Origin of the sequence: Thermomonospora echinospora (assembly GCF_900108175.1) — a bacterium.
Classification (GTDB): domain Bacteria; phylum Actinomycetota; class Actinomycetes; order Streptosporangiales; family Streptosporangiaceae; genus Thermomonospora; species Thermomonospora echinospora.
In genome coordinates, this window is record NZ_FNVO01000001.1 from 515,307 (window position 1) to 531,765 (window position 16,459).

Here is a 16,459-nt window from a genome sequence, read left to right on the forward strand (position 1 = left end):
AGGCGCCGAATGACCTGATTTCGGTTGTTACCGTCATCGACCATCGAACCGTGCGAAGCTACTGTCCCGGTACCCGGGTGATCGGTCGGGGCGATCGGCCGGGTGCGGAGCGGTGGGGGCCGCGGGCCGGGATACTGGCTGGAATGGGGAGCGAGTCGATGACCGTGGCGACGGAAAGCGAGGTGCCGGCGCAGGGGCAGCTGGTCACCGTACGGAATCGGCAGTGGGTGGTGGCCGATGTCCAGCGCGGCTCGGTCGCCAGCAGCGACCCCTTCACCCTGACCGGCGAGCCGCAGCACCTGGTGACGCTGGTCAGCATCGAGGACGACGCGCGCGATGAGGAACTGCGCGTGGTCTGGGAGCTGGAGTACGGCGCCGTCATCTATGACCGTGCGCTGCTGCCCGGCCCGGCCGACGGTTTCGACGATCCGAAGGAGCTGGACGCCTTCCTGGACGCCGTCCGCTGGGGCGCCATCGCCTCGGCCGACAGGACCGCCCTGCAGGCTCCGTTCCGCTCCGGCATCCAGATCGAGGACTACCAGCTCGACCCGGTGGTCCGCGCCCTGTCGATGCCGCGCACCAATCTGCTGATCGCCGATGACGTCGGTCTCGGCAAGACCATCGAGGCGGGCCTGGTGATGCAGGAGCTGATGCTCCGCCACCGTGCCCGCACGATGATCATCGTCTGTCCCGCCGGCCTGACCGTGCAGTGGCGCGATGAGATGCGCGACAAGTTCGGCCTGGACTTCCGCATCGTCGACACCGCACTGCTCAAACGGCTGAGACGAGAGCGCGGCCTGTACGCCAACCCCTGGACGCACTACCCCCGGCTGATCGTCAGTATCGACTGGCTCAAGCGCGACCGCCCGCTGCGGCTGCTGCGCGACGTGCTCCCGGGCGTCCCGCGCTACCCGCGCACCTTCGATCTGCTGGTCGTGGACGAGGTGCACACCTGCGCCCCCTCCGGCACCGGCAGATACGCGGTCGACTCGCTGCGCACCCAGGCGATCAGGCAGCTCGCCCCGCACTGCGAGCACCGCCTGTTCCTGTCGGCGACCCCGCACAACGGCTACCTGGAGTCGTTCACGGCGCTGCTGGAGCTGCTGGACGATCAGCGTTTCGCCCGTGGCGTCAAGCCCGCTCCCGAGCAGCTCAAGCGCGTGATGGTCCGCCGCCTCAAGCGTGAGCTGCCGCCCAAGTGGAACGGCGACCCGGCCTTCCCGATGCGCAGGCTGGACTACCTGGAGGTCGACCACTCCGAAGACGAGCGGCGCATGCATGAGCTGCTCACCAGCTACGCCGAGAGCCGCCGCGCCCGGGCGGGCGGCGGGAGCGGCGTGGCGGCCGCCGACTTCGTCATCATGCTGCTCAAGAAGCGTCTGTTCTCCTCGCCCAAGGCGTTCGCCGAGACCATCGACACCCATCTGGCCACCATGAACGCCCGCGACCACGCGAGCGACGAGCACGACCGGGCCGTGGCGCGGGCCGGGGCCAGGGTCCTGCGGCCGCTGGCCGAACGCCTGGCGGAGACCGCCGAGGACGACACCGCCTACCGTGACGTCGAGACCGACGCGCTTACCGCCGTCCGCCGCATCTCCCCGCCGCTGACCGCCGAGGAACGCGCCACCCTGGAGGAGCTGCGCACTCTCGCCCGCCGGGCGGCCGACCGCCCCGACGCCAAGGTCAAGGCGCTCCGCGAGTGGCTGGAGCCCATCGTCTGCCCGGACGGCCCCCGTGGCGAGTGGACGCGCGAACGGGTCATCATCTTCACCGAGTACCGCGACACCCAGCGCTGGCTGCACGAACGCCTCCACCAGGCCGGCTACCCGCCCGAGCGGATCAAGCTCCTGTACGGCGGCCAGGACACCGCCGAGCGCGAGCACGTCAAGAACGTCTTCCAGGAGTCCCCCGACCTGCCCGGCGGCGAGGTCCGCATCCTGCTCGCCACCGACGCCGCCAGCGAGGGCATCAACCTGCAGAACCACTGCCACCGGCTGCTGCACTGGGAGATCCCCTGGAACCCCAACCGCCTGGAGCAGCGCAACGGCCGCGTCGACCGGCACGGCCAGCGCGCCTCCCGGGTCGACGTGCTCCACTTCGTTCCGCGCGGCTGGGAGGGCGCGGGCTTCGGTGACGGCTCGCTGGAGGACGAGATGCTCTTCCTGCAGACCACCGCCCGCAAGGTCGAGCAGATCCGCGAGGACCTCGGCGGTGCCGGTGAGGTCATCGCCGCCCAGGTCGAGCGCAAGATGCTCGGCCGCCGCGCCGACTGGGCCGGCGTCGATGTGGAGATCGCCCGCCGTTCTGCCAACGCCCGCCTCAAGGTCGAACGCGACCTGGCCCGCGACCTGGAACGCCTCACCGGCGCCCTGGCCGGCAGCCGCACCGAGCTGAACCTCTTCCCCGAGACGATCGAACGGGTGGTACGCACCGGCCTGCGCCTGGCCCACCGCAAGGACCTCGACGACGCCGACCCGCCCGAGGGCTTCCCGGCACGCTGCTTCCGCCTGCCCGAGCTCCCCGGCGCCTGGGCCCAGGCCCGCAACGACGGCCTGCACCATCCGCTCACCGGCGCCGAACGCCCCGTGACCTTCGACCAGGACGCCGCCGCAGGCCGTACCGACGTGGTGCTGCTCCACCTGGGACACCGTCTGGTGCAGATGTGCCTGCGGCTGCTGCGCGCCGAGCTGTGGGCGGGCGCCACCGGCCACAGCGCCAGACTGCACCGGGTCACCGCCCGCCTTGTCCCCGGCGACGTGCTCCGCACGCCCGCCGTCGTCGCCCACGGCCGCGTCGTCATCACCGGCGCCGAGGGCACCCGCCTGCACGAAGAGATCATCGTGGCCGGCGGTCTCATCAAGGGCATCGAGGGCGACGAGTTCACCCGCGCCAAGGAGACCGACGTCGAACACTGGCTGTCGGCCGCGAGCGAGGAGCCCGTACCCGAGGCCGTTCGCCGCCAGCTGGCCGAGGTGTGGGACAAGATCGGTGAACCGCTCGGCAAGGCTCTGCGGGCCCGTGCCCGGCAGCGGGCCCGCAGTCTCGAACGCCTCATCGCCCAGCGCGCCGACGAGGAGGTCGAGGCGATGCAGGCCGTGCTCACCGAGCTCGAACGCTCGATCGGTTCCGCCCTGGATGACGTGGGCCGCTGGGAGCAGGGCAGCCTGTTCGAGAGCGACGACCAGCGCACCCAGCTCCGCAAGGACCGCGACGCCCTGGCCGAGCGGCTGCGCGCCATCCCCGAGCAGCGCGAACACGAGGCGGCGGTGCTGCGCCGCCGCTACGCCGACCCCACCGACCGGTGGTTCCCCGCAGCCGTGACCTTCCTCGTTCCCGCCGCCCTCGCCCACCAGGCCGGAGGTGCCCGCTGATGCCCCCTCGCGCCAGTACCGGCCGAGCCCGCCGCTTGGCCCCCACGGTCGCCGAGCAGCACGCCGAGTGGCTCGGACTGCTGCGGCCGGACGGCCCTTTCCTGGCGCTGTCGGTCCTCACCGAGGCGCTTGAGCAGGGCCTGGACGTCGTGCCGGACGAGGTGCGCGACGAGATCCGCCAGGCCTGGGGCGAGGTGCAGCCGGAGCCGAGCCTCATGCTGGCCGGCTGGTACGACCGGGTGTTGCGCACCCTCCTGCGTATGCCGTTCAGCCATCTGGTGCAGGGCGCCACCGTCGAGGCGCTGTACGGCCGCGCCCGCCCGGACCTGGTGGCGTACGGGCCGAGCCCCGAGGGCCGCGCCATGCGGCTGTTCATCTTCAAGCACGGCTGGGAGGAACCGCTCAACGAGGGGCAGCCCTCCCCGCTGGAACGGGCGGCGGCGCTGTGCCGGGAGACCGGCGTGCCGCTGGCCCTGGTCACCAACGGCCGGTTGTGGATCCTCGTGCACGCCAGGCCCGGCGAGGCCACCTCCACCGCGACCTTCGACGCCGACCTGTGGCTGGAGGAGCCGGTTCTGCTGCGCGCCTTCGCCACCCTGCTCGGCGCGCACCGCTCGCTGGCCCCGGCCCGCCGCCCCGACGGCACCTGGTCCGACGGCCTGACCGCGCTGCTGGCCCGCAGCGCCGAGGCCCACACCCGGGTCACCGACACCCTCGGCCGCCAGGTCCGCCAGGCCGTCGAACTGCTGGTCGGCGAGCTGGCCCGCCTCGACCGCGAGTCCGGTGGCGCCCTGCTGCGGGAGGTGGAGGAGCGGGACGTCTACCGGGGCGCGCTCATCGTCCTCATGCGCCTGGTGTTCCTGCTGTACGCCGAGGAACAGGAGCTGCTGCCCGCCGGTGAGCTCTACCGCGACTCGTACGGGGTGGCCGCCCTCTATGACCAGTTGACCGCCGAACGCGACGGCCACGGCGAGGAAGTCGGCGACCGCCGTAGCGCCGCCTGGTTCCGGCTGCTGGCCCTGTTCCGCGCCGTGCACGGCGGTAGCGAGCACGACGACCTGCGCATACCGGCGTACGGCGGCTCGCTGTTCCGGCCGGACACGTTCGGCTGGCTCGCCGACGCCGCCGTCACCGACCGCGTGGTGCACCAGATCCTCGACGCCCTCCTCATCCTGCGCCACAAGAAGGGCAAGGCCGCCGCCGAACGCCTGTCGTACAAGGGCCTGGACGTCGAGCAGATCGGCCACGTCTACGAAGGTCTGCTGGAGTTCTCCTGCCTCAAGGTCAAAGAGCCGTACGTCGGCCTGATGGGCAAGCACGAGCCCGAGCTGCCGCTGCGGACCCTGGAGGAGGAGTACGCCAAGGGCCGGGAGCCGTTCCTGGCCTGGCTCAAGGAGCGGACCGGCGCCACCGCCGGCCAGCTCGGAAAGGCCCTCGACACCGCCCCGGACGTCCGGCGGCTTGCCGCCCTGCACGCGGCCTGCGACAACGACGAGGATTTGGCGAGGCGCATCGCCCCGTTCTTCGGCCTGCTGCGCTCGGACCTGCGCGGCGAGCCCACCGTCTATCCGGCCGGCTCGGTGCTGTTCACCCAGGTCGGCGACCGCCGCGCCACCGGCACCCACTACACGCCCAAGTCCCTCGCCCAGGAGATCGTTCAGCACACCCTCGCCCCGCTCTGCCACCGCCCCGGCTCCGCCGAGGGGGCGGAGGAGCCGGACTGGCAGGTCAAGCCCGCCGCCGAACTGCTGCGGCTCAAGGTCTGCGACCCCGCGATGGGCTCGGGCGCGTTCCTGGTGTCGGCCATCCGCTATCTGGCCGAACGCCTGGTGGAGGCGTGGGAACGCGACGGCCTGCCCGAGGACGTCCGCGAACTCCTCGGCCCCGGCAACGACCGCGAAGACCTGCTGCTCATGGCCAAGCGCCGGGTCGCCGCGAGCTGTATCTACGGGGTGGACCGCGACGACATGGCGGTGGAGCTGGCCAAGCTGTCACTGTGGATCGAGACCCTGGCCAAGGACAAGCCGTTCAGCTTCCTCGACCACGCCCTCCGCTGCGGCGACTCCCTGGTGGGCTTGATCGACGAGGCCCAGGTGTGGAGCTTCCACCTCGACCCACAGCGCGGTACGTTCCGGGGCGCGGTCTTCGAGAACGTCATGGACGAGCTGCACCCGATGCTCACCCGGGCGCAGGAACTCCGCGAGGAGATCGAGGCGTTCCCCGCCGACGACATTGAGCGCGTCACCGACAAGGAACGCAAGCTCGCCGAGGCCGAACGCCTCACCGAACGCCTCCGCCTGGCCGCCGACGCCGTCGCCGCCGCTGCGCTGTCCACGGCCGGACGGCCGGCCGAGGTGCTGGACGAACGGCTGCTGGAGCTGGCCGACAAGGTCAAGGCCGCCCTCACCGCCGAACGGATCAAGGAACTCACCAGGGACGACCGCCGCTCGCCCCTGGAGGAGGAACTTCGAGCCACGCTGCACACCTGGCTCAAGGGACCGCGCAAGGAGCCCATCAAGCCCTTCCACTGGGCCTTGGAGTTCCCCGAGGTCATGCGCCGGGACGGCTTCGACGCCGTCGTCGGAAATCCGCCGTTTATTGGCGGAACTATGATTAAAGGAAGAGCTGGAGAGGATGTACTTGTATACCTGGGACAGGTAGTGGCAGGGGGTAATACCGCTGGAGGTCGAGCTGATCTCTGTTCGTACTTTCTACTGCGCAACATATTGATTGCTCCGCAAGGCTACGTGAGCATCATTGCCACGAACACGATCAGTCAAGGAGACAGCCGCGAAGTTGGCCTTGATCAGGCGGTCGGTAGGGGCTGGATGATTAGGCGGGCCGAGAAGTCTCGGCCTTGGCCGGGTACTGCTTCACTTGAAGTCTCGTTGGTTTGGCTTGGGGGAAGGAGGGATAGAGAGAAGAAGGTGCTGGATGGTCGTGATGTTGCTGGAATTACCTCTACTCTTGATCCGGAAACCCGCGTATCCGGCACGGCTCATCGTTTGTCAGTTAACGCCGCACTGTCTTTTGAAGGCTGCAAGCCTCTGGGTATGGGATTTATTCTCACCCCTGAACAGGCGTCGGAGATTCTCGAAAAAGGCGACTCTTATAATGAGGTGATCTTTCCTTATTTGAACGGCGAAGATCTCAACTCTCGCCCTGATTGTTCGGCAAGTCGTTGGATCATTGATTTTAATGATATGTCGATTGAAGAAGCGCGTCGTTATCCGGCTGCTTTTTCTATCGTTGAGCAGAAGGTGCGGCCGGAGCGGCAGAGGCTGCGCCCTGATGGAAGTTACGTCCTTCGAAGGCCGCTTCCTCAGCGATGGTGGCAGTACGGCGATTATCGTCCAGCGCTTAGGCGTGCTATAGCAGGTTTTGATCGTGTGCTTGTGATCACCCAAACGAGTCGAACGCAAATGCCTGCCTTCGTGCCAACAGGGCAAGTGTATTCAAATAAGGTGATCGTATTTCCTACGGATCGTGCTGCAGATCTCTGCATTAGAGCATCAAATATTCAGTACTGGTGGACGGTAAGAAACAGTTCCACCATGCGTGCTGATCTCGTGTACACTCCAAGTGATTGCTGTGACACGCTCCCTCTGCCACCGTATACGGAACGCATGGACAGTGCTGGGGCTTGGCTGCACTCTCACCGGAAGGCTGTGATGGGCCATCACGGCCTTGGGCTTACCGCCGTCTATAACCAAGTGCATGATGCATCCTGTGATGGCGTGGATATATCTCGTATGCGTAATATTCACGTAGAGTTGGACAAGGCTATTCAAGAGGCCTATGGGCTCGCCGAGGAGAATGATCCGAAAATTCGCGAGTTCGAAATTGGAATAGCCTCTAGCTCATTGCCTTCCTGGCGAGAGATTGACCTTGATCACGGCTTCTATGAGACGCGACAGGGTGTGCGGTTCACGATCTCGCCGCAGGCGCGTGATGATGTGCTTGATAAGCTGCTTGCGCTAAATCAATACCGGTATCGGCAGGAACTTGAGCAGGGCCTCCATGGCGACAGGGGGAGAAGTCGTAAGGGGGATAGAGCGACTAAGGGGCGGCCGAACGAGCCAGATGCAGCCGCTTCAGTGAGAGTTGATGCCGCAGGCTTTATGGACAGCACCTTTGATGATGGCCTATTCGCTCCACCGGACGCTCTGTTCTGACACGTGTTCTATGAACTTGGGCTGAGCGGGGCGAAGCTTGCCAGCTCAGCCCAAGAACGAAGCATCAGGAGTTGTGAAGCTTGGTAAGTAGGTGAGCCCACTCTGCGCGAGTGAATTCGAGGATGGCGCTCGGCGATTCGGCCTTGGAGTCGCGGACGCCGATGCTGCCGTCAGCGGCCCTGGCCACTTCCACGCAGTCTCCGTTGGGGTCGCTGTGCCGTGACTTGCGCCAGTGCTCGTACTTGGCAGTCATGGTGATCGCTCCGTCCCGTCGTTCAGTTGCTCGGCCACCTGGCTGAGGAAGGCTAGACTCTCCGCCGGGGACAGCGCAGCCTTCCTCAACAGATCGTAGTGCCGTGTGTACCGCTTCACTGCCCGCCGTTCGGTCAGGATGAGGTCGGTGGTGCCGGTGTCGACCACGGCCATCGGTGGATCGGCCTTCTCTGGGAAGCCGTACAGCGAAAACGACGACTTGGGCAGAAGTTCGCCGACGAGATGCGCGTCATAGCGCAGTACTCGAATGGTGATGCGCTGCTCGGTCGAGACGACTTTGACGAGGTGACGGAGCTGCGCGCTCATCACCGGGCGGGGTACCCCGAGGCGGTAGATCACGCACTCGTCGAGCACGCTCTCGTAGGCGGGACCGTCTGGGTTCAGGAGGTGCTGCTGGCGGCGGGTTCGTGCCTCGGTCATGCGTTCGGGGCGGTAGTCGACCGGACCGGCCGCGAGGTCCAGTTCGATGAGGGCGGCGATCAGCTCGGGGGTCTGTAGAACGGCCGGGATGCCGGTCTGGTTGTAGCTGCGGATCGTCTTGGCCCCTGACTCCAGGTCGGCGTACAGGCGCTGGCGGTCGCCCATCGCGTTGCCGAACCTGTCCCACCAGCTCTTGCGGGCGGCCGAGTGGGCGAGCTTGAAGAGTCTGTCGTAGCGCCGGCCGGTCACCTCCAGGGCCTGCAGGATGGTGACGACCTCGGCCAGGTCCGGCCGGATCTGGGCGTTCTCCAGCTTGGAGATCTTGGGGCGGGACTGGAAGACCAGCCGCGCCAGTTCGTCGGTGGTCAGGTCGCGTTCCTCGCGCAGCTTGCGCAACTCCACGGCGAGGCGGCGGCGTCGGACGTAGGGACTGGTCATCGGCGACCTCCCAGGGGGCTTCGGCGCGAACGAGCGCGCTGACCACGCCCGATCACGTTCAGTTGACAACGGCAACGCTATGCACGCGCCCACCGCCCGAACCGCCGAATGGCCTGATCCGGACACCCCCACCCGAAATCCGAACGTCCCTCTCCCGAACGTCCCTCTCCCGAACGTTCGGCTCCCGAACGTTCACGACCGTGACCGCACGACCCGACCGCCACTCCAGCGCGCCGGGCCGCCCCGCCCCTTCACTTTTCGCTTCTTCCGCGCCCCCAGAGCGGAAGCCGCCCCATCTCCCAAACCCGCCCCGCCACCACGGCACGCTTCCGCCTCGCCGATGCCCTTCCTCGGAGCGTTTTCACCGCACGGTGTCCATGTCCGCCTGTTCTCCGGGCTCAACAGCGCCACCGGCCCTTACGTTCACGCCGCCCCAGGCCCTCGCGTCAGTGCCTTTCCCCGACGTGCCCCTGCCTTAGGCACTCCCGCCCCACGCTGACGGCTTCCTCCCCGCCGCGCCCCCATCCCAGGACACCCAGGTCTGCCCGTTCCCCGCCCGGCCCAACGATGCGACCTGGCCGCCACACCGGTCCAGGCTCTCCGCACAGACACCTTTCTCCCCGGCGAGTCAGTCCTGGACACCCACGTTTCCCAGGCCCGCCCGGCCCAGGTGCCGCCTCACCGACCACGCGCCTTTCCAGATCGCCCCTCGGCAGGATCGAGCCGCCGACCGCTTCCCCGGCCCCCGCACGATGGCCGATCTCACCCCGGCCTCCGCTCTTTCCCCTGCTGCCGGGCCACCTTCTCCTTATACCGCCGAATCTTCTCTTCGAGCTGCTCGCGGCGTTCCCGCTCCTCACATTCACGAGCCCACATCCAGTGGCCCTGCAAGGTCTCGTACAACTCCGTGCCCATCGCGGCCTTCTTGCCGAAGGCGTTGAAGAGGCTCCTCTCCGCCTGCCCGTAAAGTCTGAGGACACCGGAGACATCGCCCCCGGCCCGGGCCTCCTCCATCTGAACAGCGATGCGTTGCGCCTCGGCGAGGAACCTGGCCCGGTTCGCGGCCTTCTCCTCAGGCGACGGCTTGTTCTTCGCCTTCCCGGCTGCGGACTTCGCCTTGGCGCGTTTGTTCGCCCGCGCGATGAGCTTCTCCTCGTTGGTCGGAAGCCGAACCCGCCTGCTGCCGATATAACGCGAGTGGTTGAGCCCGTAGTTCACAACGACGCGCATTAACAACACGCCGCCCGCTGCCCCTCCGAGGTCCTGTTCCCAGGCACCTCGACCCGGCCCGTCCTATGCACCGGCGACCGGCCGCTTCACCGGGGGGGCGGACATCGGGCTTCCGGACGTTCGCGCCTACGCGACGAGAACCGGCCGCCGTTGGGCCGGTGCCGCGGTATGAGCGCCTGACCTCAGAGAGCAGAGGACGTCCAGCGTGCTCCAACGACACATCTGGGGAGAGCCGAGATGTTAACGTCGAGTGATATGAGCGAGCATGAAGATCAAAGGCCGGATTCTGCTCCCTCTCCCAGGGCAATACGTCCTGGGCGGCGGCGCGAGATCGACACCCCATCGTCGGAACTGCACGATCTGCCGGAAGACTGCACATGCTCGGCCGAATACGGCCAGACGCACATCGAGCCGTGCAAGTACTCCGGCCTGCGAGGCGGGTACGAGAACGACGACGACCCGGCATGATGCGGCTTTCTGCGCCCAGGAACGCCCCACGAAGGGCGGCGTGCCGCATGGTCAGGGCTTGAACGGATCCCGGTCCGGGGCGTAGGGCCACACCTCGGGCGGCGGATCGACATAGTGGGGCCTGCGGACCCACTCCGCGAGGCGTCTGAGGCCCAGGACTCGGCACCTGCCATTCGGTGACATGAGGGCCGCGAGCGACCAGATGATCTCGGCCAGTGCCGCGAGCCAGGCCAGCACCGCCGGCACCCATCGGTACACCGACGGGTCGTCGGGGACCAGCGCCACCCCGATGCCCAGCCACAGCAGGACGATCCCCGCCGAGTAGGCGTACCGGGTCGCGTCGTCCCAGCGCCGGTAATGGGCGGCCGCGCGCCACTGGGTCTCGCGCACCCTGCGCCACCGGTCCTCCGGCTTCAGCATCGGCCACCACTCGGCCAGCTCCGCGGGCGTCACCACATGCGCCCGCGCCCAGAATCCCAGCTGGACGGCCGCGATCAGCGCGATCGCGGAGAGCACCAGCAGCGTCAGCGCCAAGCTCGGCCAGGCCAGGGAACTCGGCTGCTGCACGATCACCCCGATGACGGTGACCGCCGCCGCGGCCAGCAGCGGCGCGGCGATTCCGGACAGCGACTCCAGCGCCCGCGCGGGGCCGTGGCTGCCACCGGCCGGAATGTCGAAAGAGGGGCCGGGCGTGCTCTCCGGCCGGTCGGGATCGTCGTCCCTCTGAGCGCCCATGAATTCAGCATGCGGCACCCGTCGTGCCGTGGCGAGCACTTTCGGCGACGCGGGCCACGGGGGAGACCATCCGTGCGGCGCATGTCATGAGCGCCGGACCCGACGGCACCCGGGAGAGCCTCCCGATCCCCGCCGCCACGGAACATCCGGCTCCTGAACGTTCACGACCGTGAATGCACGAATCGGCCGTCCAGCCTGCCTGAGCCGCGCGGTTCCCCTTTACTCAATGTCACCGCGTGTGAACATAAGGCCACCGCGCAGGTGGTACCCACCGCCCCCTACGACACCAGGCTCCGCGAGGTGCACATGATGACGACGCTTCACGCCGCCCCGGCCCAGGCTTCGCTGTACTGGCGGCGCACCTTCCCCGGCGACACCCGGCAGGCCGGGGCCGCCCGCCGCTTCGTGTCCTGCCTGCTGGACGGCCGTCCCTGCCTGGACGAAGTGGTCCTCGCCGTCGACGAACTGGTCGTCAACGCCCTGCGCCACACCAAGTCCGGCCAGCACGGCGGCTCGTTCACCGTCGAGGTCCACGCCGCCGCCGGCACGGTCACCGTCGCGGTCACCGACCAGGGCGGCCCCGCCGAGCCCGCCGCCCGCGACGCCGCCGACACCGACGAGTCGGGCCGCGGCCTGCGCACCGTCTCCCTGACCGCCGCAAGCTGGGGCTGGCACGGCAACGAGGGCGGCCGCACCGTCACCGCCGTTTTCACCGGCGAGCGGTCCGCATGACCCCCGCCCACCACGACCCGTACGGCCGGCCGGCCCCGCAGATCCACTCCGCCCTCGCCGCCGCCCTGCGCGCCGACCAGGCCGCCATAGCCGCCGCCGTCACCAAGACCATCGGCGGCGACCTGGACCCGCACTCCCGCGAGTTCGTCCGCAGCGCCCGCCGCCTCGTCCTGGCCTGCGCCACCGCCCTCGTCTCCGTCCTGGAATTCCACCGCCCGGCTCCGCACCCCTCCGGCCGCGCCGTCTGCCGGGCCTGCCACACCGCGCACTGCCCCACCCTGCGGCGCATCGCCGAGGTCCTCACCACCCACGACGTCCATCCCGCCCCCATCGACCGCACCGAAGCCTGGCGCCGGGCCGACGCCCATCTCTCCCAAGGCCGCCGCCATGTCGCCATCGAGATCCAGGAGTTCCCCCACGGCTTCGTGGCCTGGCCCGCCTACGGCCCCGCCGACTCCCTCCTCGTCATCGACGGCCACACCGGCCACCTGACCCGCTGGCCCCGCCTGCCCTTGGAAACCCTCACCCGCGAGTACCACGCCTACCTGACCGCCCATCCCACCCCCGGACGCTGAGCCACCGCCACACCGACGGCACGCTCTGCACCGACCCCGTCCCCGGCGGCCGTCCACCTGTGGGGACATCAGGCCGACGGCTGGGACGTCCGGCAGCACAACGGCGTCAGGCTCGCCGACCTCCGCGCTCGCCTCAAGTGACCCTTTCCTGAGCCGTGGCGCACTGGGCTCGGTCACCCCGGGTGGCCGGGCTCAGTCGGTGTCGATGTCCGCCTCGCCCACGATCGGGTCGGCGACGAGCCCGAAGCGCGCCATGAAGGCCCGTTCGCGTTCGGCCAGCGCCTTCTGACGGATCTCGATGAAACCCTCCTCATCGCCTGCGGCGAGCCGCGCCAGGGCCTCTTCGGGGATGCCGTGGCCAGCCAGAACGCTCTGACGGAGATGGGAGGGCAGGGAGGTCAGGGTCCTGCGCACCGAGATGCGCGGTGCGGTGGGCATGATCAGCCGGTTGGCGGGACTGGACGCGGCGGTGAGGCCGGGCCTGACGACGACGTGCCGGTAGGCGCTCGTGGCGCCGCGCGCCAGGATGTCCACGGGCGAGATCGGCTCACCGTCGCCGTCCCGCCGGTGGGGGAACTCCTGCAGTTCCCAGATGACGAACGCCCGGACCCTGGCGCTGCGCAGATCGAACCGGTTGGGGAAGGGGCGCGCCCGTGCCCCCTCCGGGATCACCGTCCCGGAACCCGCGGCGAACCGCCTCATCTCCTGGATGGCCTGCCGGATCTGGGTGCTGTTGGCCCCCGCGAAGTGCCCCGACCACGAGGTCACCCAGAACCACCGCATCAGCTCGGCCGTCTGATGATCGTTCGGCGTCGGACAGTGACTGAAGAACGTGGTCAGCAGCATCAACTGCGCGTCATAGGGGATCAGCCGGGCCAGCGGTACCCCCACCACGTCCCGCAGGAACACCACGGCGCGGTACAGGGCCTCCTCGGTGTCGTCGATCGCCTCCTGCAGGCTGTCCTGCACCCGCTTGGACAACGCGTCCCACCGGGCGTCCTGAACGTTGTCCTCACCGGAGACCGCCAGCACCGCCCGGAAGACGGCATCGGAGGAGACCTCGCCGAAACCCGTGTCCGCGACCTGTTCCACGATCATTTCAAGCCGTTGCGCCAGAGTCTCCCCGTCGGCCCGGTAGGTGAGCGCCGAGACCATCTGAGCGGGCTTCATCGGCTGACCGGTGCTGTTGACGCGGGAGAACACCTCGACCGCCTCCGCCAGCGACCCGCCGACCAGCCGCACCACCGCGATCTTGTACGACCTGATCCGCTGCGCGACGATCTCCGCCTCCCGGATCAGGCCATCGACGTCCATGCCCGCCGCCCGCTCGGACAGCTCACGGGCGTACGCCAGGAAGTCCCGCGTCCGCAGCACCGAACGCAGCGGCAGGTAGTTCGGCGGGGGCGGGCCGGCCTTCTTCCAGTGCCGGTAGCGGTTGAACCCGTCCTCCACCTCGCCCAGCACGCGGTACGTCCACCACATCCAGTCGTTCTGCTCGGTCGAACGCCTGGCGTCCGCGGGCCTGCGCAACGTGGCGTACAGGGCGGACAGCCGCTGGTGGCCGTCGAGCACATAGGCCACGGAGCGACCCTCCTCCGGCCGGGGAACCGGGAGATCGCCGATGACGTCCAGGGAGGCGAGCTCCTCGGGGGTCTCCCAGATGAGCAGACTGCCGATGGGGTAACCGCGCTCGATGCTGTCGAACAGGTTGAGTATCTGCTCCGGACGCCAGACGAAGGGCCGCTGGAACATGGGCACCCTCAACTCGCCATGGGCGATGGGGTCGAGGACCTGCTCCATGAGCATGACCTCGGGCCTGACGTCGATCTCGTACTGGTCAGCGGCCATGGTCCATCCCTATACGATCTCGCGGATCATCGCGAGCATGGCCCGGAGCTCGCCCGGGACGTCCGGCCCCACGTCCCTGCGGAAGTCCTCCTCGGTCAGGGCGTCCGCGTGGTTCAGCAGACACCTGATCACGTTCGGGCCGAAGCCTCTCCCCAGGTCCTTGCGAAGCTCGGGATCGAGCTTGCCGAACAGCGCGTGCTGCCGTGGGTGGACCTTGCTCCTCTTGCCGAAGCCGTTCTTCATGTCGAAATGGGCGCGCTGCTCCTTGCTGAGCCGGGCCAGGGCCTTCACGCGTGCCGGATCGTCCTGCTGAGAGGGCAGCCTGTACAGGCACTTGTCCGGGATGTAGTTCTCTATCTCCCGAAGCCGCAGCACATGCACCCTGACGTTCTTGGCGCGCAGCTCGGAGATCTTCGTCTCGTGCTTGGGTGGATCGTCCGGCATCTCGCGGTCGCTGTCCACGACCACGGCCACCCGGGGAAGCCGGGCGAACTCCTTCCGCTTCTCCTCGGCCCGGCGGAAGGCGCCGCCGGCGCCGCCGCCGTGGTCGATGACGAGCCAGCCTCTGTCGACGGCCCGGAGGACGTCGGCGGCGTCGAACACCCTGGCGATCACCTTGAGGAAACCACCGTCCGTGGCGTCGTCCTCGACCATGACCACCGCGGACTTGCGGAGGTCGGCCACGTGCTCCTTGATGTCGTCCGGCGCCAGGCGCACCGGCTCCGGGTCGGACGGGGTGCGGTAGGCGGTGTGACGGAGGGCGGCCTGCTCGGCGAGGAGCTTGTAGGCCGGTGCGAGCACGGGCACATGCCGGTCGACGAAGACCTTCACGGCATCGACCAGCAGCGGGCCGATGGCCCACTCGTGCCGTCCTTCCTTGAAGTAACGGAGGAGGAGCACGACGTCTTCGGCATGTGCGTCCGTCTCCAGGACCGCCGCCGTCAGCTCAACGCGCATCGGCGTCCAGCCGCTCCTGCTGCGCTTCGGCCAGGGCTCGGACCTCCTCGAAGTTCTCGGCGAAGATGCCCTCGGGCCAGTAGCTCACGTTGCCGAAATCATCGACGTCGATCCGGTCGGCGTGCGACGACTCGCCATCGCTGTCGACGAAGTAGAGCGCGAGCTGGTCGGCGCGCAGCTTCCCCTCGGCGACCCGGCGGCGCAGCCGCAGCAGAAAGGTCTCGCTGTGCGTCTCGATCAGGAACCGAACGTGGTAGGCGTGACGGATCGCCGTGACGTACAGATCGGCCAGCGCCGCCTGGGCGGAAGGGTGCATGTGAAGCTCAGGCTCTTCGACGATTTCCAGAACAGATCTCTGGGGCGGATGCAGCGCATCCTGCGCTCGCTGGACCAGGATGGGGAGCACTTGGGCGACTCCTGTGCCGGAGTCGGTCGCCGGAACCCACAGCCCTCGTGTGGTAGTGGACTTCAAACCGACCGAGTAGGCGTCGTAGCGCGGGACGACCTCGAGTTCCCAGCCGGGAAGATGCTCGTCAAGGTACTCATTGACCTTGTCGATGAGCCGCCCGCCTCGCCGGATATGGTCATGGATGAGGATCTCGGCGGTGCGGCTGCCGAACTCGTCCTGCACGGGCGGTCTGGCCGACGGCCGGGTCAACCGGGAGGGCCGGGTACGGAACGGGCCGAGGTGACGGATCTCATCGATGTTGGCGACAATCGACCGCAGATGGACCGGCCAGCTGAGACGTGGTGGTATCAGGCCCGTGAACGAGGTGTCCATCCGTTCGTCCCATCCATGGGCGGGGCTCTGAACTCGGTAGGGACGCTCATCTGATTCGTTGACGTCTTCCACGTCCAGCCAGTCGAGGGAGACCCACCCGTCCGGATCCTCGTACTTCCACTTGCTGACGATCTGGGTCTGCCACTCGGCGATGTTCTGGACGGTCGCCGAAAGCTGCCATGAGCCTTCGAGATGCAGCTCGATTCCGATGCTGCCGTGTTCCAGCCGTTTATGTATGAGATCGATGAAGTCCGGTGCCCCGTCCCCGAGTTGTAGCAGGTCGAGTGGGGCAGGTGAGTCGTTGTCGAAGCCGGTGGCGATCACCAGCGGTGCGCGCACCAGAGCGCTCTTTCCGGAGTTGTTCTTTCCCAGCACCACGGTGATCGGACGGAGCTCCAGTTCCTGCCGCTCGGCGAAGCAGCGATAGTTGGTGAGCGCCAGTCGTCGCAGGGCCAT

At 68.2% G+C, this 16,459-nt stretch carries 12 protein-coding genes; 5 read left to right on the top strand and 7 right to left on the bottom strand.

What is annotated here, in order from left to right; translation table 11 throughout:
- Positions 1-158: 158 nt before the first annotated feature.
- The gene (drmD, locus tag C4U03_RS02365; protein ID WP_103936284.1) at positions 159-3,371 is read left to right on the top strand and encodes a DISARM system SNF2-like helicase DrmD; all 3,213 of its coding nucleotides are present in this window, start codon (positions 159-161) and stop codon (positions 3,369-3,371) included.
- A gap of 35 nt (positions 3,372-3,406) precedes the next feature.
- Positions 3,407-7,546, top strand: coding sequence for an Eco57I restriction-modification methylase domain-containing protein (locus C4U03_RS02370; protein WP_200826978.1), 4,140 nt, complete (start codon positions 3,407-3,409; stop codon positions 7,544-7,546).
- 64 nt (positions 7,547-7,610) lie between these two features.
- Here C4U03_RS02370 and C4U03_RS02375 read toward each other — a convergent pair whose 3' ends face one another.
- The 3 genes from C4U03_RS02375 to C4U03_RS02385 all read right to left on the bottom strand — a co-directional run bounded on the left by C4U03_RS02375 (position 7,611) and on the right by C4U03_RS02385 (position 9,907).
- Complete coding sequence (locus C4U03_RS02375; protein ID WP_103935914.1) at positions 7,611-7,799, bottom strand: DUF397 domain-containing protein; 189 nt, start codon at positions 7,797-7,799, stop codon at positions 7,611-7,613.
- Positions 7,796-8,677, bottom strand: a complete 882-nt coding sequence (locus C4U03_RS02380) for a helix-turn-helix domain-containing protein (RefSeq protein WP_103935915.1) — start codon at positions 8,675-8,677, stop codon at positions 7,796-7,798. The genes C4U03_RS02375 and C4U03_RS02380 overlap by 4 nt, the downstream gene beginning before the upstream one ends.
- 762 nt (positions 8,678-9,439) lie before the next feature.
- Positions 9,440-9,907, bottom strand: a complete 468-nt coding sequence (locus C4U03_RS02385; protein ID WP_103935916.1) for a hypothetical protein — start codon at positions 9,905-9,907, stop codon at positions 9,440-9,442.
- Between the two features lie 255 nt (positions 9,908-10,162).
- Here C4U03_RS02385 and C4U03_RS39745 point away from each other — a divergent pair, with 255 nt between their 5' ends.
- Entirely contained in the window at positions 10,163-10,375 is a 213-nt protein-coding gene (locus C4U03_RS39745) for a hypothetical protein (RefSeq protein ID WP_146087234.1), read from the top strand.
- A gap of 51 nt (positions 10,376-10,426) precedes the next feature.
- Here the strand turns inward: C4U03_RS39745 and C4U03_RS02390 are convergent, their stop codons facing one another.
- Complete coding sequence (locus tag C4U03_RS02390; protein WP_103935917.1) at positions 10,427-11,110, bottom strand: hypothetical protein; 684 nt, start codon at positions 11,108-11,110, stop codon at positions 10,427-10,429.
- Between the two features lie 309 nt (positions 11,111-11,419).
- Between C4U03_RS02390 and C4U03_RS02395 the strand changes: the two genes are divergently transcribed.
- Both C4U03_RS02395 and C4U03_RS42365 read left to right on the top strand, forming a co-directional pair.
- Positions 11,420-11,842 carry an ATP-binding protein gene (locus C4U03_RS02395; protein WP_235017578.1) on the top strand — a complete coding sequence of 141 codons (423 nt, stop codon included), beginning with the start codon at positions 11,420-11,422 and terminating at the stop codon, positions 11,840-11,842.
- Complete coding sequence (locus C4U03_RS42365; protein WP_103935918.1) at positions 11,839-12,417, top strand: hypothetical protein; 579 nt, start codon at positions 11,839-11,841, stop codon at positions 12,415-12,417. Before C4U03_RS02395 ends, C4U03_RS42365 begins: the two co-directional genes overlap by 4 nt.
- 192 nt (positions 12,418-12,609) lie before the next feature.
- Here the strand turns inward: C4U03_RS42365 and C4U03_RS02405 are convergent, their stop codons facing one another.
- Genes C4U03_RS02405 through C4U03_RS02415 form a run of 3 tightly spaced genes read right to left on the bottom strand, consistent with a single transcriptional unit; the run spans position 12,610 to position 16,459 of the window.
- Positions 12,610-14,265 carry a DUF262 domain-containing protein gene (locus C4U03_RS02405; protein ID WP_103935919.1) on the bottom strand — a complete coding sequence of 552 codons (1,656 nt, stop codon included), beginning with the start codon at positions 14,263-14,265 and terminating at the stop codon, positions 12,610-12,612.
- A gap of 9 nt (positions 14,266-14,274) precedes the next feature.
- Complete coding sequence (locus C4U03_RS02410; RefSeq protein WP_103935920.1) at positions 14,275-15,222, bottom strand: hypothetical protein; 948 nt, start codon at positions 15,220-15,222, stop codon at positions 14,275-14,277.
- Positions 15,212-16,459 carry an AAA family ATPase gene (locus tag C4U03_RS02415; protein WP_103935921.1) on the bottom strand — a complete coding sequence of 416 codons (1,248 nt, stop codon included), beginning with the start codon at positions 16,457-16,459 and terminating at the stop codon, positions 15,212-15,214. The genes C4U03_RS02410 and C4U03_RS02415 overlap by 11 nt, the downstream gene beginning before the upstream one ends.